The sequence below is a fragment of the Caballeronia sp. LZ008 genome (genome assembly GCF_031451435.1).
In the GTDB taxonomy this organism is placed as follows: Bacteria; Pseudomonadota; Gammaproteobacteria; order Burkholderiales; family Burkholderiaceae; genus Caballeronia; species Caballeronia zhejiangensis.
Genome location: NZ_JARUXK010000001.1, coordinates 494894 through 518424, shown reverse-complemented (window position 1 = coordinate 518424; position 23531 = coordinate 494894). Strand labels below are relative to the sequence as shown.

The window sequence follows — 23531 nt, the reverse complement described above, 5'->3', positions numbered from 1 at the left end:
CTACCCAAATTGCGTGTGACCGCGGGCCTGAAAAGCTGCTTTCTTTGCCTACTTTCTTTGCAGCAGCAAAGAAAGTAGGTGCCGCCCCGCACAGGGGCAGTGCAAATAGACCGACGCGAAGACAGGATTTCATGAAGGCGCAGATCCACGCGCTGGGAAATCGGCTCGAACACCGCCCCCGATCCGAAGGCATCTGGCTCGCTTAGTGCCGAAAGCATCACCGCTACGGGTTATTCCCGATCTCCCGCTGCCGCATCGCTTGTTGCACTGCAACGCCGCTCGCGAGCGCTCCACCACTCGCCTTCCCAACGCTCAAAGGCGCGCGAATTGCGCCGCATTGCGGCAAACCCCACCCCACCTCGCGCCTTGACTTTCGCCGAACCGAATACGATCATTCGATCATCGAACGAGCAAATGTTCACTCAAACCGCCTTGACCGCCGCCGTCGTGGCGCCAAAGCGACCAGCCGCCCGCGAAGAACGGGCGCGCCGCCATTCAGAGGAAGAGACGACATGACGAACGAAGCCAACGTGATCCTGCACATCGGCGCCGGGTCTTTTCATCGCGCGCATCAGGCGTGGTATCTGCATCGACTGAACGAGTCGGGCGACAAAAGCTGGTCGCTCGCGGTCGGGAATATTCGCGGCGACATGAACGCCGTGCTCGATGCCCTCGCCGCGCAGAACGGCGAATACACGCTCGAAACGGTCACGCCGAAGGGCGAGCGCGAATACGAGACGATCCGCGCGATCAAAAAGGTCGTGCCGTGGTCCGCGGATCTCGCCGAACTCGTCGCCGTGGGCGCGGACCCGAAGACGAAGATCGTGTCGTTCACCGTCACCGAAGGTGGCTATTACCTCGACGAGCACGACAAGCTCGACACCGCGAACCCCGATCTCGCCGCCGACCTCAAGGGCGCAAAAACCACGATCTACGGCGCGCTCGCCGCGATCCTCGATGCGCGCATGAAGAATGGCGCGGGCCAGGTATCGCTGCAGAACTGCGACAACCTGCGCAGCAACGGCGACCGCTTCAAGGCGGGCATGCTCGAATTTCTCGAACGGCGCGGCGAGACCGCGCTGCGCGAGTGGATGATCGCGAACACGTCGTGTCCGAACGCGATGGTCGATCGCATCACGCCGCGCCCGACGCCCGACGTCGCCGAACGCGTGAAGGCCGCGACCGGCTTCGACGACAAAGCGCCCGTGATGGGAGAAAAGTTCATCCAGTGGGTGATCGAAGACAGCTTCATCGCCGGGCGGCCCGCGTGGGAGCAGGTCGGCGCGGAGATGGTCGAATCGGTGCATCCGTATGAGGAGGCGAAAATCCGCATCCTCAATGCGAGCCATAGCTGCATTGCGTGGGCGGGCACGCTCGTCGGGCTGCAATACATTCACGAAGGCACGCAGGACATGGAAATCCGCGCGCTCGCCGACGCCTACGTCACCGACGACGTGATTCCCTGCCTCACGCCGAGCCCGATCGATCTCGAGAAATATCGCGATGTCGTGCTCGACCGCTTCAGCAATCCGTACATCAAGGACACGAACCAGCGCGTCGCGGCGGATGGCTTCTCGAAGCTGCCGGGCTTCATCGCGCCGACGCTCTCGGAATGCTTCGCGCGCAAGGTCGATCCCGATTCGACCGCGATCCTGCCTGCGCTCTTCTTCCGCTTTCTCGAACGCTGGCACGAGGGCAAGCTGCCGTATGCGTATCAGGATGGCGTGATGGATCCGGCGGTGGCGCACGGCTTCTTCACGTCGCCCGATCCGGTCAAGGCCTTCACGAGCGACAAGCTCCTGTGGGGCAGCATGGCGCAGACCGAAGGCCTCGAACGCGTGATGCGCAGCGCGATTGCGAAAGTCGATGCATGGCTCGCCAATCGGCCGTAGGCGGCAAGCGGCCATAACCGGCCATAAGCGGCCATAAGCCCGCTGTTATCGCCGCGTTAATGGCATCGCGAAACTGCAAGCCGCGCCGCTCGGGTAATGTGCTCATGGCGCGGCGTCGCGCGTGGCGTTAAATTAGCGCCTCCCGCCGATATGGCGTCCCGCCTGGTTTCTGACCAAGTTCGATTCCGGCAACGACAAAGGGTCCGTTCATGTACTTAGGCATCGACCTCGGCACCTCCGAAGTGAAAGTGCTGCTGCTCGCGAGCGACGGCAGCGTCGTCGGCACGGCCGGCACGCCGTTCACCGTTTCGCGTCCGAAGCCGCGCTGGTCGGAGCAGAATCCGCTCGACTGGTGGGAAGGCACGCGCGCCGCGCTCTTCAAGCTGCGCGAGAAATTCCCCGATGAGTTCGCGCAGGTGCGCGGCATCGGTCTGTCCGGTCAGATGCACGGCGCCGTGCTGCTCGATTCGCAGGACAAGGTGCTGCGTCCCGCGATCCTGTGGAACGACATGCGCAGCGACAAGGAATGCGCCGAGCTCTACGAGCGCGCGCCGAACCTGCACGAGATCGCCGGCAATCTGGCGATGCCTGGCTTCACCGCGCCGAAGCTGCTCTGGGTCGCGCACAACGAACCCGATGTCTTCCGTCAGACCGCGTGCGTGCTGTTGCCGAAGGATTATCTGCGGATGCATCTGACGGGCACGAAAGTGTCCGATCCATCCGATGCCGCGGGCACGCTCTGGCTCGATGTCGCGCGCCGCGACTGGTCCGACGAGTTGCTTGCCGCGTGCAGCATGTCGCGCCGGCAGATGCCGTCGCTCGCGGAAGGCAGCGCGCCCTCGGGCACCTTGCGGCCCGAGCTCGCGCGCGAATTCGGCTTGCGCGAAGGCGTGATCGTCGCGGCGGGCGGCGGCGACAATGCCGCGAGCGCGGTGGGCATCGGCGCGACCGATCCGGGCGATGGTTTTCTGTCGCTGGGCACATCGGGTGTGCTGTGCGTCATCGGCGATCGCTTTCGGCCGAACCCGGCTTCGGCCGTCCACGCCTTCTGTCACGCGATTCCGGATCGGTGGCATCAGATGAGCGTGGTGCTGTCGGCGGCAAGCTGTTTGCGCTGGGTGTGCAAGCTGACATCGACGGATGAGCCGACGCTGCTCGCGGAAATCGAAGCTTTGCCTGTCGATGTTTTGTCGTCTGCGCCGTTGTTTTTGCCGTATCTGAGTGGTGAGCGCACGCCGCACAACGATCCGTATGCGCAGGGCGTGTTCTTCGGCATGACGCACGCGACCGATCGCGCGTTGCTCGGCTATTCGGTGCTCGAAGGCGTGACGCTCTCCTTGACCGATGGCCTCGATGCGCTTCAATCCGCGGGCACGCAGGCGCGCGCGCTATCGATGCTCGGGGGCGGTGCACGTAGCGCGTATTGGGCGCAGATGTTCGCCGATGCCTTCGATACCCCGACGCGCACGCACGGCGGCGGCGAGACCGGCGCGGCGCTCGGCGCGGCACGGCTCGGGTGGCTTGCGGCGGGCGGCGATCCGGCGACGGTGCTCGCGAAGCCCGAGATCAAGCAGGAATTCACGCCGAATTCCGAACGGCATGCGTTGCTGCGGCAGCGGTTGAAGGGGTTTCGGGAGCTGTATCAGCATGTGAGGCCGTTGTTCGATTCGGCGCGGCCGCGGTTGGCTTGATTTTGTATTGGTATTGAGCTTCTATGAAGCTTGTGGGCGGTGCGGGGTTTGGCGCTTTGTTTCTCTTCGCCGGATCCCCGTTTTCGTGTCGGTCTATTAGCGTTGCCCCTGTGCGGGGCGGCAGTCACTTTCTTTGCTGCTGCAAAGAAAGTAACCAAAGAAAGCAGCTCGACACGCCCGCGGTCACACGCAATTTGGGTAGTTCTCTCGTCCTCGGTGGCACTCGCCTAAGTGTCGCCCTCAAAGGACCAATCGGGCTTGGATCGCGCACGGTCTGACGAGCTGGTTTTAGATGGCCGCTGGTTCAGCACGAAAGAGCTTCGGCACAGCGCTACGCGCTGCCGTTGGGTATGCAAGGGAAACCAAAGGGCGGCGATTGCAGTGAGATGGAGACGTTAGTAGAGAAGCACGCGCGGACCCGATTGACCGGTCGGCCGCGAAGCGGGCCGGAGCTATTTGGTGCTGAACCAGTTTGGTGTGTGGTGCGATGAGACAGACCGTGCGCGAGCCAAGCCCGATGGGGCCTATGAGGGCACTCTTTAGGCAGCCCACGATGGACGAGAGGACTACCCAAATTGCGTGTGACCGCGGGCGTATCGGAAGCTGCTTTCTTTGGTTACTTTCTTTGCAGCAGCAAAGAAAGTGACTGCCGCCCCGCACAGGGGCAGTGCTAATAGACCGACACGTAATCAGGATTCCACGACAAACACCCTCGCCAGAAAGCGAAAATCAAAAACCAAGAACCGAAAACCAAACCCCCAGTGCCCAAATCCACTGAAAAACTCGATCTCGCAACGCGCGCAGCGTGGCTCTACTACGTCGCCGGCAACACCCAAAACGAGATCGCCGAAAAGCTCCAGATCTCGCGTCCGGTGGCGCAGCGCCTCGTCGCCTTCGCGGTCGAAAAAAACCTGATCCGCGTGCGCGTCGATCACCGCATCGCCGATTGTCTTTCGCTCGCCAAAGCGCTGAGCGACCGCTACGGCCTCGCGATGTGCGAAGTCGTGCCCATCGACGGCGATGCGCCCGAACAGGTCGACCGCAAGCTCGCCGTCGCCGGCGCGCAGGTCATGGAGCGCTATCTGCTCGAAGAAAAGCCGCTCGTCGTGTCGATCGGCAGCGGGCGCACGCTGAAAGCCTGCGTCGCGCAGATCGGGCAGATCGACCGGCCGCAGCATCGTTTCGTGTCGATGGTCGGCGCAATCGCGCAGGACGGCTCGTCGAATCGTTACGACGTCGCGCAGCAGCTTTCGGAAAAGACCGGCGGCAAGCACTTCATGCTGCCCGCGCCGCTCATGGCAGATAACGTCGCCGAGCGCGCGCAGTGGGTCAATCACCGGCTGTATCGCATCGTCGGCGAACTCGCGCAGAAGGCGGACGTGGCGTTCGTCGGCATCGGCAACGTGGGCGTGAATTGCCCGCTGCACGAGGACGGCTTCATCACGCGCGCGGAAGTCGATGAAATGATGTCGGCAGGCGCGGTCGCCGAATGGCTCGGCCTGCCGATCGATGCAGACGGCCGCCGCGTGCAATCGAAGACCGGCGCGCGCGCGACGAGCCTCGCGCTCGACTCGCCGCCCAAACGTCCGACCATCGGCTTCGCGGGCGGCGAGCGCAAGCGCGAAGCACTGGTCGCGGCGTTGAAGGGAAAGTGGCTGTCGGGGCTCGTCACCGATGAACTGTGCGCGAAGGCCGCGCTCGAAGCCTGACGGTTCAGAAGTCGATTTCCGCTTCCACTTCCTGTCCGATCTCCAGCGCAACGCCCTCGCCTTCCAGAACGATCGCGTTCTTGCCGAAGGTGAGCGCGCCGTCGAACTGGTCGCTGCCACGGTACGCGCTCATCGTGTCGAGCGGTTCGTGCGGCCATGCCGGGTTCGGCGCGCCCGTCGCCTGATCGATCGACGGAATCGGACAGCGCGTGCAGAGCTTCACGAGCCGCAATTGCGCATCGCCGATCCGCATTTCGCCGACGTAGTCCTCTTCGTAAGCATCGAGTCCGCCGATCACGAGGTTCGGGCGGAAGCGATTCGCCGCGATGCCCGGCGCGCCTTTGGCCGACAGCCGCGCGTTGAGATCGTCGAGCGATGCCTGACCGACGACCAGCAACGGAAACTGATCCGCGAAACGCGTGTGCGTGGATTGCGGCGCGGTCCATTTATCGCTGACATCGCGGCGGGATGCCGGTGCGAATCGCGCGAGACGCGCGAATACGCCGAGGAACGTGCTAAACCAGTGCGCGGCTTGTTCGCCCGCGTCGAGCGCATCGACGGTGTCGCGCCAGACGGTCGCGCGAATCGGCTTCGCATCGGCGAGCGCTTCGGCGCGCAAGGGCGTGCGCAGGGTCGGCATGCCGGGCGCGTCGATGACGAGATCATCGGCATCGAACGCGGTGCGGACCAGCGCCATGCGCGGATGCGAGCGTTGCGTGAACATGGCGCCGGCGGTGTCGATCACCATCCAGTGGCGGTCGTATTCGAGGCCGGTCTCGAAGAGCGTCGCGCGGCGCAGTGAAATGCCCGCGCAGGACTTGATCGGATAGACGAAGATTTCGTTCAGGACGGGCATGGCGGTATGGGGGTTCGGCGCCGGTCATCGGATGTGGCCGGTCGAAAGCCGAGATTATCGCGCATCGCCCGATACGGGTACGGTTTTACGACGCCCTCATCATCGCTGCGGCAAGTTCCAGCCCTAGCTTGTATTCGGGCGAACGCGGGCCGGCTTCGATGAGCGCATCGATCCTGTTCGTGTCGAGATTGGCATCGCCGGCGAAGAGCAGCCTGCGGATGGCGCCGATCGCCAGGCCGACTGTCTGATCGATGACGGGCGCGTCGAGTGCATCGTACGAAATCGTCGATGCGCTCATGTATTCCGGCGTTGCGAGGAACGGAACGACCAGCTGGCCGGACAGCCCGTCGAAGTGCAGCCAGTGCCTGAAAAGCATGTCGACCGGCACGGCCTGGTCTTCCGACGCTGAATACAGCGTACGAAGTTTCTGCTTTCCCTTCGGCGTGACAACGTACGCCGCCGCACAAAACGCGTAGGTTGCCCTCGCGTCGAACAAACTGACATTGTCGAAATAGTGACGGCCATCGCCGAGCAATTGCGGATTCGCGCGGCCGTTCATGCGCTTCTCCGCCTCCAGCAGCAGAAGGGACACGCGGTCGAATACGGGTGCGCAATCGAGGAACATCAGGTCGAGGTCGGGATTGTTGCCGATGTGCGCCGCGAGTATGTGATCGTTGATGAGCGTCGGAAAGAGCGGGCTCAGTTCCACGTCGTCTTCCAGCACGACGGTGGCGGTGTCGGCGGAGGAGTTGAGGATTACCCGTTCGTGCGATTGCCGACATGCCCAGACGCAGTTCTTGCCCGCGTTGTCGAACGGTCCTTGGGCGATGCCGTCAACCGCGGGGAAACGCACGATTCGATCCTGATAGCCGATGCTCGCCAGTTGCGTCTCCATCGACTTGCGCCGATCCTGACTCCGATCCAGATTGATGAAATAGCCGTCGAAACGCACTGCTTCTCCTTGTCGCGTCAGGTGCATAAATGTGCACGACATGCTAGCGGCTCGCTGTCGTGATTTGATTAGGAGGAAGCCGAGAGAAACAAGGTTTTGACGCGGATCATCGATTTGCAGGCAACTCAAATGATTAATCGATGCGCTGGTTCCTTTTGAGCGACATTGGGACGTAAGCTACGCGCCGACTTTATTCCTTCACTATTAGTAATGCCAAAAATATCAATCGTCGTTCCAACCTATAACACCTAATCGCATATCGTCGAAACGTTGAAATCGTTGCTCAACCAGGACGCCGACTTCGAAATCCTCGTTCTCGACGACGCCAGCACCGACGACACGCTCTCACTCGTTCGAAGCCTGAACGACGAGCGCATCCGCATCTTCCCGCTCGAGCACAATCAGGGCCGCCCTGCCAACGCCGATCGCGGTTTCGATCTGTGCCGGGGCGAATACATCGCGCGCATCGATCACGACGATCTGGCCGAACCGGGGCGTCTCCGAAAACAGGCAGATTTTCTCGATGCGAATCCGGATGTGACCGTGGTCGGCTCTCAGATCAGGCTCTTTGGCGACGAAGAATCCATAACCGACTTTCCGCTCGACGATGCGACCATCAAAGGCCGCTTTCTTCTCGGAGCGGCTTATCTAGCCAATCGGAGCACCATGTTCCGGCGCGCGTTCATTCAGAAACACGCTATCCGCTACGACCCGAATCTCGATATCGTCGATGCCCTGATCAAGCTGCACCGATCCGTAGGCGTTGCCATCTCCGATATCGATATGACTTGGGGCGCAAGCCGCGTCGAGCTCGAAGGCCGGTTGCTGGGAATGCTCAACGAAGTCGTAAAGGCCCGCGAGCAAGTCTATCCGCGCAGTCCGGAGCACATTGCGCTTTGCACCGAAGCCCTTTGGAAAGGTGTCAGGTCGAATAACGCGGCATAAAACGAAAAAGCGCGGTCCCGACGAACCGCGCCCGCAACACCCGAGGAACGCTCAAGCCGCCGTCGCGTGCTCCCGCAGCCACGAATCGACCACCTTGCGCGTAAACGCCTGCCCTTCCGCGTTGAACAGATGACAATGCTCAGGCGACGCGCCGAGCTTCAGCTTCTCGCCACGCGCGTGCTTCTCCAGCGGCGGAATGCGCGAGATCAATCCATCCGGCGCGACTTCGGTTTCCGCGTACAGATACGCCGCATCGCCGAGCGTCTCGACGGTCATCGCCGTCGCGGAGAGACCGTAATCGCCCGCTTCCGGCGAATTCGGCTGCAGATGCTCCGGACGAACGCCGACCGTCACCGCATCGCCCGGCTTCGCATTGCCCGGCAGCACGCCGACGAGTTGCGTCTCGCCCGTCGCGTACTTCACGAGGACGCCGTCGTTCTGCACCGCGGCGACGGTGCCCGACAAAAAGTTCATCTTCGGCGAGCCGATGAAGCCCGCCACGAACCGGTTCGCCGGCGCGTGATAAAGCGTGTTCGGCGTGCCGACCTGCTCGATGTTCCCCGCCGACAGCACCACGATCTTGTCCGCGAGCGTCATCGCTTCGACCTGATCGTGCGTCACGTAGATCATCGTCGTCTTGAGATCGTCGTGCAGGCGCGCGAATTCCAGGCGCATCTTCACGCGCAGCGCGGCGTCGAGGTTCGAGAGCGGCTCGTCGAAGAGGAACACCTTCGGCTTGCGCGTGATCGCGCGCCCGATCGCGACGCGCTGACGCTGGCCGCCCGAAAGCTGCTTGGGCTTCCGATCGAGCAGATGATCGATGTGCAGAATCTTCGCGGCGTTCTTCACGGCGGCGTCGATCGCGGGCTTCTTCTCGCCCGCGAGCTTGAGGCCGAACGCCATGTTGTCGTACAGCGTCATGTGCGGATAAAGCGCGTACGACTGGAACACCATCGCGATGCCGCGCTTCGCGGGCGCGAGCTCATTCACGCGCGCATTGTCGATCATCAGGTCGCCGCCGCTGATGTCTTCGAGGCCGGCGATCATCCGCATCAACGTCGACTTGCCGCAGCCCGACGGGCCCACGAACACGACGAACTCGCCGTCGTTGATATCGAGGTTGATGTTGCGCATCACCTCGGTTTCTTCATAACGCTTGCTGATGTTGCGCAGTGTCAGGCTAGCCATGGTGTGTGTCTCCAGTCTTCATTAGCGATGCGATGAAACGCCATCGCTATCTGAGTTCGAACGTCGCGTTCTGCAGCCATTGCTCGACGAGCGCAGGCAGTCGCGTCATGTCGTCGAATACCGCCTGCGCGCCCGCTTTTTCGAGCGCGCCGATCTGCCCTTCGGTCGCGTGTCCGCCGCCGATGAAGCCGAGCACCGGCATGCCCGCCGCGCGCGCCGCCGTCACGCCGGTCACGCTGTCTTCGACGACGAGGCAGCGCAGCGGATCGATGCGCATCGCGCGCGCTGCCGCGAGATACACGTCCGGCGCGGGCTTCGGATTCGCGACCATGTCCGCGCAGAAACGCCGCTCGCCGAAAAAGCGCAGCAGACCCGTGCGCTGCAGCACGGCATCGACATACGTCGAGAAGCTGTTGCTCGCGCACGCCTTCGTGAAGGGCACGGCCGCGAGCGCCTCGGCGATGCCCGGCACGGTCGGCGCCTGCATCGCCGCGGCTTCGACGGCCCGCCGGATGGCGACGACCTGATCGTGCGTCAGCGTCCGGTTCACCGTATCGGCGGCGCTGGCGAGCACGGCCTCGATGCGCAGGCCGAGCAGCGGCATCACGACCGGCTCGACATCGACGCCCGGCCACAGCGCCTGCAACTCGGCGACGAGCACGCGCGCCGCCACCGTTTCGCTGTCGATCAGCACGCCGTCGCAATCGCAGATCAGCAGGCGATCTTCGAGATTGGCGTCTCGGGATGGAGTGAGATTCACGAGTGCGTCCTCACTTCACCGCGCCAAACGTAAGGCCGCGCACCAGTTGCTTCTGCGAGACCCAGCCGACGATCAGAATCGGCGCGACCGCGAGCAACGAAGCCGCCGAGAGCTTGGCCCAGAACAAGCCTTCCGGACTCGAATACGACGCGATGAACACCGTCAGCGGCGCCGCGTTCGAGCTCGACAGGTTGATGCTCCAGAACGCCTCGTTCCACGACAGGATGATGAGCAAGAGCCCCGTCGATGCGAGACCGGGCAACGCCATCGGCATCAGCAGATAGACGATTTCCTGCCACGTCGTCGCGCCGTCGATGCGGCCCGCTTCCAGAATGTCCTTCGGCACTTCGTTGAAGTACGTGTAGGCCATCCATACGGCGATCGGCAGATTGATGAGCGTGTACACGATCACGAGGCCGGACACGGTATCGAGCAGGCCCGTGTTCTTCCACAGCAGATAGATCGGCACGAGCACGCCGACCGACGGCATCATCTTCGTCGACAGCATCCACAGCAGCACCGACTGCGTCTTCTTGGTCGGAAAGAAGGCCATCGCGTAGGCGCACGGCACGGCGAGGATCAGGCAGAGCACCGTGACGCCGACCGAAATCAGCACCGAATTCCACGCGAAACCGAAGTAATTGCTGCGCGCGAACACTTCGCGGAAGCTCTCCAGCGTCGGCGTGAAGAACAGCGACGACGAGTACGCCTGCTGCTCGGTCTTGAACGCGGTGATCGTCATCCAGAAGATCGGGAAGAACAGCAGGATCGACACGATCCACGCGACGATGCCAGGCACGATGTTCTTCGCATGGCCGAGCGCGGAAGTCCGCGGCGGAACATTGACCGATTGCGTGCTCATGACTCGTACTCCCCTTTGAGGTTCTTCGCGAGCATTCTCACGAGGAAGAACGCGACGATATTGGCGAGAATCACCGCGAGAATGCCGCCCGCCGATGCAAGGCCGACGTCGAACTGCTGCAGGCCGAGCGCGTAGATCAGGTACGACAGATTCGTCGTCGCGGTGCCGGGACCGCCGCCCGTCGTCGTATAGATTTCCGCGAAAATCGACAGCAGGAAGATGGTTTCCATCATCACGACCACGGCCACCGCGCGCTTCAAATGCGGCAGCGTGATGAAGAAGAACATCGCGAACGGACCCGCGCCGTCGATGCGCGCCGCTTCCTTCTGCTCCTGATCGAGCGACTGGATCGCCGTGAAGAGAATCAGGAAGGCGAACGGCAGCCACTGCCACGCGACGATCACGATGACCGCGAAAAGCGGATAGTCGGCGAACCAGTCGATCGGTTGCATGCCCATCGAGCGCATCAGGCTCGCGATCAGGCCGTACACCGGATGCAGGATCATGTTCTTCCAGATGAGCGCGGAGACCGTCGGCATCACGAAGAACGGCGCGATCACGAGCAGACGCGCGATGCCCTGTCCGAAGAACTTGCGATCGAACAGCACGGCGAGCAGCACGCCGCCTACGACCGTGATGACGAGCACCGACACGATCAGCGTCAGCGTATGTCCGATGGACGGCCCGAACGCGGGGTCGGTGACGAGAAACTCGAAGTTGTCGAAGCCCGCGAAACCTTTGACATCGGGATTCAGCAGGTTGTAGCGCGAAAACGAGAACCAGATCGTCATCGCGAGCGGAATGGCCATCCACAGGAAGAGCAGTCCGGTCGACGGCGAGATCAGCCATCGCACCGACTTCGCGCGGCGCTTGTCGCGTTCGGCGGCGGACTCCTCCAGATGATGATCGGTGATGGGGGGATTCAGTTGACTCATCGTGTCACCTCTCGATGATGCTTCCCGGGCCGCATCAGGCGACGCGGCCCGTTACCACAGGAATTACTTCTGATAGCCCGCTTGCTTCACGGCGCGATCCGCCGCGGCATTCGCGGCCTTCAACGCCTGATCGACGCTCGTCTGTCCGGCGACGACGCCCGCGATCGACTGGCCGACCACCGTGCCGAACGACTGGAACTCCGGAATGCCGACGAACTGGATGCCGCTATACGGCACCTTGTGCAGCGTCGCATCGTTCGGATCGGCGGTTTCGATCGCCTTCAGCACGAAGTCGCCGAAGGGCGCGGCCTGCTTGTACTCGGGGCGCGCGTAGGTCGACTTGCGCGTGCCCGGCGGCACCGATGCCCAGCCTTCGTCCTTGCCGACCATCTCGATGTATTCCTTCGACGTCGCCCACGCGGCGAACTTCTTCGCGGCTTCCTGCTGCTTCGACGTCTTCGGGATCGCGAGCGACCACGACCACAGCCAGTGCGAGCCCTTCGGCGTGACGGCGACGGGCGCGGCGGCGAAGCCGATCTTGTCCGACACCTGCGATTGCGACTTGTTGTAGAGCATGCCTGCCGCGACCGTCGCATCGATCCACATCGCGCACTTGCCGGACGACATCAGCGTGAGGTTCTCGTTGAAGCCGTTCGAGCTCGCTCCCGGCGGGCCGTCGTTCTTCAGCAGATCGGCGTAGAAGCCGACTGCCTTCTTCCATTCGGGCGTGTCGAGCTGCGCCTGCCACTTCTCGTTGAACCACTCGCCGCCGAACGTGTTCACGACCGTCGACACGTACGCCATGTTCTCGCCCCAGCCCGCCTTGCCGCGCAGGCAGATGCCGTACTGGCCTTTGGACTTGTCGGTGAGCTTGTCGGCGAACTGCTTGATCTGGTCGTAGGTCGGCTGATCGGGCATCTTCAGTCCCGCGGCCTGGAACAGATCCTTGCGGTAGTACGTCATCGAACTTTCGACGTAGAACGGCAGCGCATACAGCACGCCGCCCGACGAGAGGCCGTCACGCGCGGTCTTCACGACATCGTCGAGATCGTAGTTGGCGGGCAGGCCGGTCATCGGCGAGAGCCAGCCGCGCTTGCCCCACTGCGGTGCTTCGTACGTGCCGATGGTGATGACGTCGAACTGGCCGCTGTTGGTCGTGATGTCGGTCGTGGCGCGCTGGCGCAGCACGTTCTCTTCGAGAATCACCCATTTCAGTTGGATGTCCGGATTGGCCTTTTCGAACGCCGGCGCGAGCTTCTTCAGCTCGATCATGTCCGGATTGTTCAGCGTCGCGATGGTGATGGTCGTCGCGGCATGCCCCGACAGCGGCACGAGCGCGGCCGCTGCAAGCGCGGCGGACAGCGCCGCGGTCGCGAACGGAGCGCGACGCGCGCGCGGTTGTGCTCGAACGATGCGTTGAGTGCGTTTCATTGAGTTCGTCTCCTTTTTGTTGGCACGGGCGCCGTGATGGTCTCGCTGCGTGACGCAAGCGCCGTGGATGCCGCTGCCTGCTTTTTGAGGGTGCGCGATCGTGGATCGCGTGGTTGCCGGGGTTATCCTTGTTGCCGCCCTTGCCTTCGCCGACTTGGCGCCATCGACTCGACGCCGTTTCACTATAGACGGTGCTTCCCGCGCTTCAAGCTGCGTGGCGCGCGTGCGGCGCGTCAGCTCATCCAGTTGCCGCCGTCGACATTGAGCGTCTGCGCGGTGATGTAATCCGAATCCGATGACGCCAGAAAGAGCGCCGCGCCCGTCAGATCGTCGGGCACGCCCATGCGTCCAAGCGGCACTTCTTCGCCGACGAGCCGTTTCTTCTCGCCGAGCGGACGATTCTCGTAACGCGCGAAGAGCGCGTCGACTTCCTTCCACATCGGTGTGTCGACGACGCCCGGCGCGATGCCGTTCACGTTGATGCGCTCTTTCGCGAGCGCGAGCGCCGCCGATTGCGTATAGCTGATGACCGCCGCCTTGGTCGCGCAGTAATGCGACACGAGCGCTTCGCCGCGCCGCCCGGCCTGCGATGACATATTGATGATCTTGCCGCCGCGCCCCTGCTCGACCATGCGCTGCGCGACCGCCTGCATCAGAAAGAACATCCCTTTGACGTTGACCGCGAAGAGGCGGTCATAGACGTCCCAGGATTCGTCGAGGATCGGGCGCATGTCGAAAAGCGCCGCGTTGTTGAAGAGAATGTCGATGCCGCCGAAACGTTCGACGGTGCGCGTCACGATGCGTGCGATGTCGTCGCGCTGCGTGACGTCGGCCTTCAGCGCGAGCACGCGGTCGGCCACGTCCGCGAAGCGCTGGGCCATGGCGTCTTCGTTCTTCACATCCACGACGACGACGTTCGCGCCTTCTTCCAGATAGCGCCGCGCAACTGCTTCGCCGATGCCGCTCGCGGCGCCCGTGATGATCGCGACCTTGTCTCTCAATCTCACCGATGTCTCCGATAGTTTTTTGTCCCTCGCGGCGAGCGAACGCTCCGCGAATGAACAATTGCTCTCTGTTTGATCGAATGATCGGCGCTGCGCGTGATCGTGTCAAGGTGTCAACACAGCTTTCGATGCTGCGACGCGCAAACATCGCAAAACCTCGGGAAAACCCCGTCCGGCAAGCGCGCGAGAGCAAAAGGCGTACCGCGGCCGCCGAAAATAAAGCGCGCGCGAATGTGCAACGGAACGTGATACGTTATATCATCGCCCAAACGTCCGACGAGCGGCCCTCGCTCGCGCTTCAACCTTTTGCAGCCACCTCTGCGTGGCCGATATCACATGACCGCATCCGTCGAAAACATGCTGGCGCGCGCCGAGGCGCTCGCTATCGAGCGCGGCGTCGCGCTGACGCCGCTGCGCCGTCAGGTCTACGAACTCGTGCTGAAGGCGCACAAGCCGATCGGCGCCTATGACCTCATCGACGCGATGGAGCCGCAACGCGGCGCGCGCGTGCCGCCGACCACGGTGTATCGCGCGCTGGAGTTTCTCGTCGATAACGGCTTCGTGCATCGCATCGAATCGAAGAACGCGTTCATCGCGTGTTGCGATGCCGGCAAGCCGCACGAGAGCCAGTTCCTCATCTGCGACGAATGCGGCGCGACGCTCGAAATTCAGGGCCGCGAACTCGCATCGTCGCTGTCGGCGAGCCCGCCCGCGCACGGCTTTCAGGTGCATCACCAGGTCGTGGAGTTGAGCGGGCTGTGCGCCGATTGCCAGCGAAAACATCGCGATGTCTGAATCGCCGCGTCTCAAGAACATCTCACTTGCAAGGAAATCGATGAAACTCGCGCACGTCCTGACCTGCTTCGCCCTCGCGCTCGGCTTTTGCAGCGCGGCATCGGCACAGACCGCGCGCGTGCCGGTCGTCGCGGCGGAGAACTTTTACGGCGACGTCATTCGCCAGCTCGGCGGCGATCACGTGCAGGTGACGAGCATCCTCAACAATCCGGACGAAGACCCGCATCTCTTCGAAGCCAGTCCCAAGACCGCGCGCGCGTTGCAGCACGCGGCGCTCGTCGTCTATAACGGCGCGGATTACGATCCGTGGATGGACAAGCTGCTCGCGGCATCCAAGAGCAATGGCAAGCGCACGGCGATCGTCGCGGCGAAGCTCGTCGGCAAGAAGGCCGGCGACAATCCGCACCTCTGGTACGACCCGGCGACGATGCCCGTCGTCGCGAAGGCGGTGAGCGCGTATCTCGTGAGCGCGGACCCGTCGCACAAGAGCGATTACGACGCGCGCCTCGCAGCGTTCCTCGATTCGATGAAACCGATCGACGCGACCGTCGCGCAGATGAAGTCGCATTACAAGGGCGTGCCCGTGACGGCGACCGAGCCGGTGTTCGGCTACATGGCCGATGCGATCGGCTTCGAGATGCGCAACCAGCGCTTCCAGCTCGCGTCGATGAACGAGACCGAGCCGAGTCCCGCCGACATCGCCGCGTTCGAGAAGGATCTGCGCGAGCGTCGCGTGCACGTGCTCATCTACAACAGCCAGGCGACGGGCGCGCTGACGAAGCGTCTGCTCGACATCGCGAAGGACGCGCATGTGCCGAGCATCAGCGTGACGGAGACTTTGCCCGCGAAGAAGACGTATCAGCAATGGATGCAATCGCAGCTCGACTCGCTAGCGGGCGCCTTGCAAGGATGGCAGCGATGAATGCGACGATGCAGCCCGCGCTCGAAGTCAATCGCGTGACGCTCGCGCTCGGCGGGCGCGAGATTCTCAACGACGCGAGTTTCACGGTGAAGAACGGCGAGTTCATCGGCGTGCTCGGGCCGAACGGCGCGGGCAAGACCACGCTGATGCGCGCCCTGCTCGGACTCGTGCCTGTGAAGAGCGGGACGATTCGCGTGAATGGCGAAGCGGTCGTGCGCGGCAATCCGTCGATCGGCTATATGCCGCAGATGCGCACGGGTCTCGCGAACCGGCGCGTGCTCGGCCGCGATTTCGTCGCGATGGCCGCGGATGGTCATCACTGGGGACTGCCGCATCGCAATGCCCGCATCCGTGCGGATGTCGAGCGCGTGCTGGAGCTCGTCGGCGCGCATCAGCTTGCTTCGCGTCCGTTGTCGGAGTTGTCGGGCGGCGAGCGCCAGCGTCTTTTGCTCGCGCAGTGTCTGCTCGGCAATCCGCGTCTGTTGCTGCTCGACGAGCCGCTCATCAGCCTCGATCCACGGCATCAGACGGGGGTCGTCGAACTCGTGCGGCGGGTGCAGCGCGAGTTGAACATCACCGTGCTGTTCTCGGCGCACGAACTCAATCCGCTGCTCAATTCGCTCGACCGCGTGCTTTATCTCGGCAGCGGGCGCGCGGCGCTCGGCACTGTCGATGAAGTCATTTCGAAGCCGGTGCTCTCGCGTCTGTACGGCTCGCCCATCGACGTGATGCGCGTGAACGGCCGCATCTTCGTGATGTCGGGCGATGTCGAAATCGACAAGCTCGATCACGCGCACGAGGAAGGCGGAGAGCACGAGCATGAACACGATCACGGCCATGAGCACGATCACGGCCACAGCCACAGTCACGTCAAATAGAAAGCGCAATGTTCGAATACGACTTCATGGTGAATGCATTCGCGGCGTCGGGGATCGTCGCGGTGCTGTCGGGGATCGTCGGGTATTTTCTCGTGCTGCGCGGACAGACCTTCGCGGGTCACGCGCTATCGCACGTCGGCTTTACCGGCGCGACGGGCGCGGTGCTGCTCGGCATGCCGCCGCTCTGGGGGATGGTCGGATTCACGCTCGCGGCGGGCGTCGGGATGGGTGCGCTCGGCGAGCGGCTCTCGGGCCGCGATGTGGCCATCGGCGTGATTCTTTCTCTCTCGCTCGGGTTCGGGTTGCTGTTTCTGCACTTCTTCACCGCGTATGCGACTCAGGCTACTGCGCTTCTGTTCGGCAACGTGCTTGGCGTGAGTCATGACACGCTGGTCGTGCTTGCCGGGCTCGCTGTCGTCAGCCTCGGTGCGCTTGCGGTCATCATGCGGCCTTTGTTGTTTGCGTCCTTGCAGCCGGAGCTCGCGGAGGCCAAGGGCGTGTCGTTGCGGCTCGTCTCCGTGATGTTTCTCGCGATCACCGCGCTGGCAGTCGCGGCTTGCACGCAGATCGTCGGGGTGCTGCTCGTTTTTGCGTTGATGGTCGGGCCCGCGGCGGCGGCGCAGAACGTCACGACGCGATTGTCGTCAGGGCTCGTGCTTGCGGCGCTGTTTGCACTCGCACAGGCTTGGGTTGGGCTTACGCTCGCCTTCTATACCGATTGGCCTACTAGTTTCTGGATCACTATGCTGGCTGCGGTTGTTTATGGGGCGAGCTTGTTGGGAAAGCGGGGGAATTGATTTCTTCGCTGGAGCCCGGTTTCGTTGATTTCTTCGCCGGATCCAGTGTTCATGTCGGCCTAATAGCACTGCCCCTGTGCGGGGCGGCAGTCACTTTCTTTGCCGTCGACCAGAGTTAGCGCTTTAGCGCTTACTCTGGTCCTGCGCAAAGAAAGGATTCGTCCGCGAGACGCTTCCGACCGCAGTTCGGAGCAGCATAGCCGACTCATCTGGATACCCGTGCGTGCGTTCCGACGATCTTTCAAAGAAAAAGTCATGCACACAAGGCAGGATCATGCGCGAGGGCTTGGTTTCTCTGAGGGCATAGGCACTCTTCCACGAACTCTCGCGGGCGGTCAAAGAGCTTGCTACACGTGCTAGGGCCGGTACAGGTAGTGTGTTATGGTCAAGATTGCGTAGGGTAGCTTTGGAAAGTCCTTACGCTGGTTCACCATGATCCCCCCGTTAATGTACGCCTCCGCGAACAGGTTGACTTCATAGTGTGATCCCAGATTGTCCCGGTAAAAGCCCCTCGGCGCATCCCACTGGCAACAGGAGAACCGCAGGCGTTCCCATTTCGCCCAAGTACCGATCCAGTTATCGGTCGCATCGATATGTTTACCTTTGACGTGGTAAGTCGCTTCAAAACCAGGATCATTCGCATTGTTTCCTTCAATCGACCGGCACCCCACGAAAACAATTTCCGGTCGATCCCGTCCCATCTGCTTCAGAAAATCACCACACGCGAGCGGAGGCTCTGCCGTGTCATTGAATGAGGAGCTTGCATGAGTTACAACAGTCGGATCGCTATCCGCCCGCGCAATCGTTGCGAAGATCAAAATACTCAAACTTAACAGCTTCTTCATTTATCAACATCCAACAAAGCCACATACTTCCCGTCTGTATCCGGAAGCCGGTGCGAAATGAGGTAGTTATAGACCAAATTCCAGCGAACGATGTCATGCACGGTCACGCAACCCTCTGACAAGTGACCAATGTGCACGTATCGAGATGAGTTTCCGCGTCCGCCTTCAAGTTCGATGGGAAACCAGACATCGTTCGCTTTGATCCTTCCGGGATAACTATTTCGATATCCCTCGGTACTTACGTTCGCATGAGACCGATCTGGTGACATGATCCGGTGACGTCCCGAAGCGATCGGTGTGTATCCCTCATTCCAGACGCTATTGAGCGTGACTGTAATGGCCTCGCCTCCGACATTCAGCGTGGCCCATTGCTGCCGGAGTCGACCTTTGAACGGTGAGTCTTCTTTACCAAGAGTTCCGTACTTCACCGAGACCGTGTTCGTCGCAACGGTTGGCGCCGTCTTCTTGAAATGCGCTTTTGCGGCACTGCTTTTCATGCTTGCCAATTGACCAACGGCAATTGATCCATCTTGGATTCGGAAGTAGGTGCGCTCGCCATCATCCTTCACCAAAGCAACCTTCGTGTATTCGCAGAGGCTAACCCGGTCACGGGTAGCTTCAATGATTACGTCAATCCAGCCGTGTGTGTCGTCAGGCAAGCGTAGGTAGCGCGTCTCTACGGTCACCGCGTGCGTGCTCGCTTGATTGGCGTTAGTTTGTGCGCGGTGATTCCTCAAGAATTGGACATTCAATCCGGTCATCTCTATACCAAGAGTTCGATTTCGATTTGTAGGGGTGCATTCGTGCGAACGCGTACCGTCTCGCCTGCATCGCTCGTGATGCCCTCGTATGTCGCGCCGTCCGCTGACTTGATGCGAAAGCGTTGATGCGAAATTGGCTGGCCGTCCTCGTCCCGCAACACAATCAACTCGTCGAAGACAGAAGGAGCAATATCCGCTGGCGACGGCGCTCTCGTAGTTAGCGCGTGACCCTTGTCCCCGCCACTCCTTAGAAAGATGCCTGGATTTCTTCCCACGGCAACACGATTTTTACCGCACGGGCAAAGCACTATGTCGCCTTCGACGACCGCACAAAGGCCCTTTTCCTTTATGCCTAGACCGGTGCCATGAATTCTGTGCGCTCCGTTGCAGCTTCCGCACGTCGCTTGATCCTCGCTAAGAGCGACTTTCCGTCTGTCGTCGCTGATCGTCGATGAACCTGCGATGACGTAACCACCTGTGGTTGTTGGATCGCCCTCGCGTATCGCTGCTTTACGCATGGCTCAGCCTTGATCGGAGATTAAAAGGGAATCGTGGCCCGCAATTGACTCGCTGCCATTTATGGGTGTACCGAACGTTAAGCGCGGAGTTATTACGTTTCGATCGCGGTCGTTGAGCTTTAAGCCAACAAACGCGAACAGTGTATTAGCCCATATAGCGACTAGCCCCCTTTCGTCAGCAATGTTGGCTTCGTTTTCATCGTTATACGTGACCGATTTACCGATCGTCGACACTAGGTACGAACGTTCCTGCATATCTCTATCTAAGCCATTGATATGGATAACGAACTTACAGAGTTAAAAGCCAGATTGGAAGAGAACTCAGGTCATTTTGTGTTGACGAACCCGGAGCCTGCATTCTCGAACATATCGGCGCGCGAGCTTGTTTCACACCTGCGCAAACACTGTCGCATTCGATACGGGCCTGCTTTCAGGCAAACATATCTCCCGAGGCAAGCAACCCGGATTGTCGTCCGGCCGCGACAAGCCTGTACCGATCGGGGTCCGCTCTCCTCCAACGCCTTCAGCGGACCGGAACATCAAAAAACCTCACCGACACAAAACCCGCGCATGATGCGCGACATGCTCCCCGACGAAGGTAGAAATAAAGAAATACCCGTGGTCATAGCCTTCATGCCGCCGCACGATCAAACTGTGTCCGGCATCACGCGCATTGCGCTCCAAGACATCAGGGTGCAACTGCTCGGCGAGAAACTGATCCGCCAGTCCCTGATCGATGAGAATCCCGCCTTCGAACCGGGCAGCCGCATCGCCGAGAATCAACTCGCTCGCATCGTACTGCGCCCACGCCGAACGATCATCGCCGAGATAGCCAGAAAACGCTTTCACGCCCCACGGACACTGCGACGGCGCCGCAATAGGCGCAAACGCCGACACACTCCGATAAAGATCCGGATTGCGCAACGCGAGCACGAGCGCCCCGTGCCCGCCCATCGAATGCCCGAAGATGCCGATACGATCCTCTCGCACCGGCAACTCCGCGAGAACTGTCTCGCGCAACTCCTGCGTCACATACGAGTACATGCGATAACGCCGCACCCAAGGCTCGCGCGTCGCATCGACATAAAACCCCGCGCCGACGCCGAAATCCCACGAATCCTTCTCGCCCGGAATATCCGCGCCACGCGGCGAAGTATCCGGCGCAATCAGCGCGATGCCGTGCTCCGCCGCGTAACGTTGCGCGCCCGCCTTGATCGGGAACGTCTCTTCGGTGCAAGTCAGGCCGGCGAGATAAAACAACGCCGGCACCTTCGAAGAAGACGCGGCAGCAGGCAAAAAGACGGAAAAGCGCATCGGCAGGCCGACAGTCTGCGATTCATGCCGATAGATGCGCTGCACGCCATCGAAACAACGATGTTCTTCCACGAGTTCCAGCATCGCGTTTTCCTCGCTCAGTAGCTCAATAGATGACGACGGAACGAATCGACTCGCCCTTCTTCATCAGGTCGAAGCCGTCGTTGATCTGCTCCAGCTTCAGATGATGCGTGATCAGATCGTCGATGTTGATCTTGCCTTCCATGTACCAGTCGACGATCTTCGGCACATCCGTGCGGCCGCGCGCGCCGCCGAACGCCGAGCCCTTCCATTCGCGGCCCGTGACGAGCTGGAACGGACGCGTGCTGATTTCCTGTCCCGCCGCCGCCACGCCGATGATGAACGACTGGCCCCAGCCCTTGTGCGTGCATTCGAGCGCCTGACGCATGAGCGTGGTATTGCCGACGCATTCGAACGAATAATCCGCGCCGCCATCGGTCAATTGCACGATGTGATCGACGACGTTCTCCACTTCCTTCGGGTTGATGAAGTGCGTCATGCCGAACTTCTTCGCGAGCTCGACGCGGCCCGGATTGATATCGACGCCGATGATCTTGTCCGCGCCGACCATCTTCGCGCCCTGTATCACGTTCAGGCCGATGCCGCCCAGCCCGAATACGACGACATTCGCGCCCGCTTCCACCTTCGCCGAATACACGACCGCGCCGACGCCCGTCGTCACGCCGCAACCGATATAGCAGATCTTGTCGAACGGCGCGTCCTCGCGCACTTTCGCCACCGCGATCTCCGGCACGACGATGTAATTCGAAAACGTCGACGTCCCCATGTAATGGAACAGCGGTTTGCCATCGAGCGAGAAGCGCGAAGTCGCATCGGGCATGAGGCCTTTGCCTTGCGTCGCGCGAATCTTCTGGCAGAGATTGGTCTTGCGCGACAGACAGAACTTGCACTCGCGGCATTCCGGTGTGTAGAGCGGAATGACGTGATCGCCTTTTCGCAACGTGCCGACGCCCGGCCCGACATCGACGACGACGCCCGCGCCTTCATGCCCGAGAATCGCGGGGAAAATGCCTTCCGGATCCGCGCCGGAGAGCGTGTAGTAATCGGTGTGGCAGATGCCCGTCGCCTTCACCTCGATCAGCACTTCACCCGCGCGCGGACCTTCGAGATCGACCTCTTCGATCGTCAACGGCTTGCCGGCTTCCCATGCGATTGCTGCTTTCGTTTTCATCGTCTGACTCCCAAGGTTGTGATTGTTTCAGCGCACGAAATTCAGGACTTCGTAGCATGCGCCCATCGTGTGATAGTCCGTCTTGCCCGCCGGGCTTTTCTCGTCGCTGTACTGGCGATTGTCGCGCGTGAGAATGCGATACCACGCACCCCACTTGTGATCGACGAAATGCTCCCAGCTATAAGTCCACAGGCGGTCGTAATCGTTCCAGTAACGCGCGGCACGCGCCGCGTCGCCATCGCGTTGCGCGCGATCCGCGAGCAGCGCGGCCGCCGCGAACGATTCCGCCTGAACCCAGAAATACTTGTCTTCGTCGTAGAACTTGCCTTCGGTGTCGAAGCCATAGACCATGCCGCCGTGCTCGTGATCCCACGACAATTGCAGCGCGCGGTCGAACAGCTCGCGCGCACGCGTGACGTGCCACGCCTCCGGCCGATGACGATCGAGAATCAGCAGCAGCTTCGCCCATTCCGTCTGATGCCCAGGCTGAAAGCCCCACGGCCTGAAAATATTGCTGCGATCGCCCTTGTTGTAGTCCCAGTCGATCGACCAGTCCGGCTTGTAGTGTTCCCACACGAGCCCGCCCGCGAGCGCGGCCTGCCGATTCACCATGTTGTCCGCGAGCAGCGCCGCGCGATCGAGATAGCGCGCTTCTCCGGTCGCTTCGAACGCGGCGAGCAGCGCTTCGCACGTATGCATGTTCGCGTTCTGCCCGCGATAGTCGGACACTTGCCAGTCCGCGCTCGCCTCGTCCTTGTAAAGGCCGTGCTGCGCGTCCCAGAAGTGCGTCTCCATCAGATGCCAGGTTTCGTCGAGATACGCGCGCGCTTCGTCGAATCCGGCTTCGACCGCCTTCGCATACGCGAGCACGACGAACGCGAGGCCATAGCAATGATTCGTTGCATCCGTGACGTCGCGGCCGTTCAACGTCCACGCATAGCCGCCCGTCTGCGGATTGCGATGAACCGCGCGCAGATATTCGATGCCATGCGCCACGCCGCCGCGATATTCGTCGAGGCCGAAGTGCTTGTATGCCATCGCATAGTTGAAGACGAAGCGGGTGCTCGACACGAGATGACGCGACGTGCGGTCGTAGATCGTGCCGTCGTTCTTGTAGAAGTGGTAGAAGCCGCCCGCCGGGTCCATGCAGTGCGGATGATAGAAGGTCATCGTGCGCAGCGCGTGATCGAGCAGGAACGCGCGCGAGCGGAAATCGGGATGTGACGGTGACGGTGCGGGCATGGCTGAGTTCGATGTTGTCGT

The 23531-nt window shown here is 61.6% G+C and carries 22 protein-coding genes and 1 pseudogene; 9 read left to right on the top strand and 14 right to left on the bottom strand.

Translation table 11 applies throughout. From position 1 onward, the window contains the following. The 4 genes and pseudogenes from QCE49_RS02450 to QCE49_RS02435 all read left to right on the top strand — a co-directional run. Positions 1-206: pseudogene (locus QCE49_RS02450) on the top strand (hypothetical protein); the annotation flags it as partial. A gap of 306 nt (positions 207-512) precedes the next feature. Further along, positions 513-1892 (top strand): D-arabinitol 4-dehydrogenase, encoded by a 1380-nt coding sequence (gene dalD, locus QCE49_RS02445; RefSeq protein WP_244807727.1) that lies wholly within the window; start codon positions 513-515, stop codon positions 1890-1892. 209 nt (positions 1893-2101) lie between these two features. Next, positions 2102-3583 (top strand): xylulokinase, encoded by a 1482-nt coding sequence (gene xylB, locus QCE49_RS02440; RefSeq protein WP_250456555.1) that lies wholly within the window; start codon positions 2102-2104, stop codon positions 3581-3583. A gap of 761 nt (positions 3584-4344) precedes the next feature. Next, the gene (locus tag QCE49_RS02435) at positions 4345-5292 is read left to right on the top strand and encodes a sugar-binding transcriptional regulator (protein ID WP_008351245.1); all 948 of its coding nucleotides are present in this window, start codon (positions 4345-4347) and stop codon (positions 5290-5292) included. Between the two features lie 4 nt (positions 5293-5296). On the opposite strand, the gene QCE49_RS02430 is transcribed toward QCE49_RS02435, so the two are convergent. Next, positions 5297-6148: an MOSC domain-containing protein gene (locus QCE49_RS02430; RefSeq protein ID WP_008351246.1), complete on the bottom strand. Its 852-nt coding sequence runs from the start codon at positions 6146-6148 to the stop codon at positions 5297-5299. 85 nt (positions 6149-6233) lie between these two features. Further along, entirely contained in the window at positions 6234-7100 is an 867-nt protein-coding gene (locus QCE49_RS02425) for a hypothetical protein (RefSeq protein WP_175979864.1), read from the bottom strand. Between the two features lie 270 nt (positions 7101-7370). Between QCE49_RS02425 and QCE49_RS02420 the strand changes: the two genes are divergently transcribed. Continuing rightward, positions 7371-8045, top strand: a complete 675-nt coding sequence (locus QCE49_RS02420; protein ID WP_250456556.1) for a glycosyltransferase family 2 protein — start codon at positions 7371-7373, stop codon at positions 8043-8045. Positions 8046-8096: 51 nt separating this feature from the next. On the opposite strand, the gene QCE49_RS02415 is transcribed toward QCE49_RS02420, so the two are convergent. From QCE49_RS02415 to QCE49_RS02390, 6 genes are all read right to left on the bottom strand, one after another. Continuing rightward, positions 8097-9233, bottom strand: coding sequence for an ABC transporter ATP-binding protein (locus QCE49_RS02415; RefSeq protein WP_008351252.1), 1137 nt, complete (start codon positions 9231-9233; stop codon positions 8097-8099). Between the two features lie 46 nt (positions 9234-9279). Further along, on the bottom strand, positions 9280-9993 hold the full coding sequence (locus tag QCE49_RS02410) for an HAD family phosphatase (protein ID WP_008351254.1): 714 nt from the start codon (positions 9991-9993) through the stop codon (positions 9280-9282). A gap of 10 nt (positions 9994-10003) precedes the next feature. Beyond that, positions 10004-10855 (bottom strand): carbohydrate ABC transporter permease, encoded by an 852-nt coding sequence (locus QCE49_RS02405; protein ID WP_008351255.1) that lies wholly within the window; start codon positions 10853-10855, stop codon positions 10004-10006. Beyond that, positions 10852-11790: a carbohydrate ABC transporter permease gene (locus QCE49_RS02400; protein WP_008351256.1), complete on the bottom strand. Its 939-nt coding sequence runs from the start codon at positions 11788-11790 to the stop codon at positions 10852-10854. Before QCE49_RS02400 ends, QCE49_RS02405 begins: the two co-directional genes overlap by 4 nt. Before the next feature lie 63 nt (positions 11791-11853). Further along, positions 11854-13221 (bottom strand): sugar ABC transporter substrate-binding protein, encoded by a 1368-nt coding sequence (locus QCE49_RS02395; protein ID WP_008351257.1) that lies wholly within the window; start codon positions 13219-13221, stop codon positions 11854-11856. A 233-nt stretch (positions 13222-13454) separates the two neighbouring features. Continuing rightward, positions 13455-14228, bottom strand: a complete 774-nt coding sequence (locus QCE49_RS02390) for an L-iditol 2-dehydrogenase (protein ID WP_250456557.1) — start codon at positions 14226-14228, stop codon at positions 13455-13457. A 333-nt stretch (positions 14229-14561) separates the two neighbouring features. Between QCE49_RS02390 and QCE49_RS02385 the strand changes: the two genes are divergently transcribed. The 4 genes from QCE49_RS02385 to QCE49_RS02370 are packed head-to-tail and all read left to right on the top strand — an operon-like array spanning position 14562 to position 17617. Continuing rightward, positions 14562-15020, top strand: a complete 459-nt coding sequence (locus QCE49_RS02385) for a Fur family transcriptional regulator (RefSeq protein ID WP_008351259.1) — start codon at positions 14562-14564, stop codon at positions 15018-15020. Between the two features lie 40 nt (positions 15021-15060). Further along, positions 15061-15942, top strand: a complete 882-nt coding sequence (locus QCE49_RS02380) for a metal ABC transporter solute-binding protein (RefSeq protein ID WP_008351260.1) — start codon at positions 15061-15063, stop codon at positions 15940-15942. Then, positions 15939-16820, top strand: a complete 882-nt coding sequence (locus QCE49_RS02375) for a metal ABC transporter ATP-binding protein (RefSeq protein WP_250456558.1) — start codon at positions 15939-15941, stop codon at positions 16818-16820. The genes QCE49_RS02380 and QCE49_RS02375 overlap by 4 nt, the downstream gene beginning before the upstream one ends. An 8-nt stretch (positions 16821-16828) precedes the next feature. After that, positions 16829-17617 carry a metal ABC transporter permease gene (locus QCE49_RS02370; protein WP_034474383.1) on the top strand — a complete coding sequence of 263 codons (789 nt, stop codon included), beginning with the start codon at positions 16829-16831 and terminating at the stop codon, positions 17615-17617. Positions 17618-17973: 356 nt separating this feature from the next. On the opposite strand, the gene QCE49_RS02365 is transcribed toward QCE49_RS02370, so the two are convergent. The 6 genes from QCE49_RS02365 to QCE49_RS02345 form a co-directional block, all read right to left on the bottom strand. Further along, positions 17974-18462: a DUF4952 domain-containing protein gene (locus QCE49_RS02365; RefSeq protein ID WP_034474379.1), complete on the bottom strand. Its 489-nt coding sequence runs from the start codon at positions 18460-18462 to the stop codon at positions 17974-17976. Continuing rightward, the gene (locus QCE49_RS02360) at positions 18459-19223 is read right to left on the bottom strand and encodes a hypothetical protein (protein ID WP_250433854.1); all 765 of its coding nucleotides are present in this window, start codon (positions 19221-19223) and stop codon (positions 18459-18461) included. The genes QCE49_RS02365 and QCE49_RS02360 overlap by 4 nt, the downstream gene beginning before the upstream one ends. Before the next feature lie 2 nt (positions 19224-19225). Next, positions 19226-19741, bottom strand: coding sequence for a PAAR domain-containing protein (locus QCE49_RS34510; RefSeq protein WP_075583623.1), 516 nt, complete (start codon positions 19739-19741; stop codon positions 19226-19228). 549 nt (positions 19742-20290) lie between these two features. Next, positions 20291-21139 (bottom strand): S-formylglutathione hydrolase, encoded by an 849-nt coding sequence (gene fghA, locus QCE49_RS02355; RefSeq protein ID WP_250456559.1) that lies wholly within the window; start codon positions 21137-21139, stop codon positions 20291-20293. A 22-nt stretch (positions 21140-21161) separates the two neighbouring features. Next, the gene (locus QCE49_RS02350) at positions 21162-22268 is read right to left on the bottom strand and encodes an S-(hydroxymethyl)glutathione dehydrogenase/class III alcohol dehydrogenase (protein ID WP_008351283.1); all 1107 of its coding nucleotides are present in this window, start codon (positions 22266-22268) and stop codon (positions 21162-21164) included. 27 nt (positions 22269-22295) lie between these two features. Next, positions 22296-23510, bottom strand: a complete 1215-nt coding sequence (locus QCE49_RS02345) for an AGE family epimerase/isomerase (protein ID WP_250456560.1) — start codon at positions 23508-23510, stop codon at positions 22296-22298. Positions 23511-23531 lie beyond the last annotated feature (21 nt).

Bases quoted from the DNA above. Each gene is read 5' to 3' on its own strand.
- dalD (WP_244807727.1), top strand. From the start codon at position 513: ATGACGAACGAAGCCAACGTGATCCTGCACATCGGCGCCGGGTCTTTT.
- xylB (WP_250456555.1), top strand. From the start codon at position 2,102: ATGTACTTAGGCATCGACCTCGGCACCTCCGAAGTGAAAGTGCTGCTG.
- QCE49_RS02430 (WP_008351246.1), bottom strand. From the start codon at position 6,148: ATGCCCGTCCTGAACGAAATCTTCGTCTATCCGATCAAGTCCTGCGCG.
- QCE49_RS02415 (WP_008351252.1), bottom strand. From the start codon at position 9,233: ATGGCTAGCCTGACACTGCGCAACATCAGCAAGCGTTATGAAGAAACC.
- QCE49_RS02405 (WP_008351255.1), bottom strand. From the start codon at position 10,855: ATGAGCACGCAATCGGTCAATGTTCCGCCGCGGACTTCCGCGCTCGGC.
- QCE49_RS02400 (WP_008351256.1), bottom strand. From the start codon at position 11,790: ATGAGTCAACTGAATCCCCCCATCACCGATCATCATCTGGAGGAGTCC.
- QCE49_RS02395 (WP_008351257.1), bottom strand. From the start codon at position 13,221: ATGAAACGCACTCAACGCATCGTTCGAGCACAACCGCGCGCGCGTCGC.
- QCE49_RS02385 (WP_008351259.1), top strand. From the start codon at position 14,562: ATGACCGCATCCGTCGAAAACATGCTGGCGCGCGCCGAGGCGCTCGCT.
- QCE49_RS02380 (WP_008351260.1), top strand. From the start codon at position 15,061: ATGAAACTCGCGCACGTCCTGACCTGCTTCGCCCTCGCGCTCGGCTTT.
- QCE49_RS02375 (WP_250456558.1), top strand. From the start codon at position 15,939: ATGAATGCGACGATGCAGCCCGCGCTCGAAGTCAATCGCGTGACGCTC.
- QCE49_RS02370 (WP_034474383.1), top strand. From the start codon at position 16,829: ATGTTCGAATACGACTTCATGGTGAATGCATTCGCGGCGTCGGGGATC.
- QCE49_RS02365 (WP_034474379.1), bottom strand. From the start codon at position 18,462: ATGAAGAAGCTGTTAAGTTTGAGTATTTTGATCTTCGCAACGATTGCG.
- QCE49_RS02360 (WP_250433854.1), bottom strand. From the start codon at position 19,223: ATGACCGGATTGAATGTCCAATTCTTGAGGAATCACCGCGCACAAACT.
- QCE49_RS34510 (WP_075583623.1), bottom strand. From the start codon at position 19,741: ATGCGTAAAGCAGCGATACGCGAGGGCGATCCAACAACCACAGGTGGT.
- fghA (WP_250456559.1), bottom strand. From the start codon at position 21,139: ATGCTGGAACTCGTGGAAGAACATCGTTGTTTCGATGGCGTGCAGCGC.
- QCE49_RS02350 (WP_008351283.1), bottom strand. From the start codon at position 22,268: ATGAAAACGAAAGCAGCAATCGCATGGGAAGCCGGCAAGCCGTTGACG.
- QCE49_RS02345 (WP_250456560.1), bottom strand. From the start codon at position 23,510: ATGCCCGCACCGTCACCGTCACATCCCGATTTCCGCTCGCGCGCGTTC.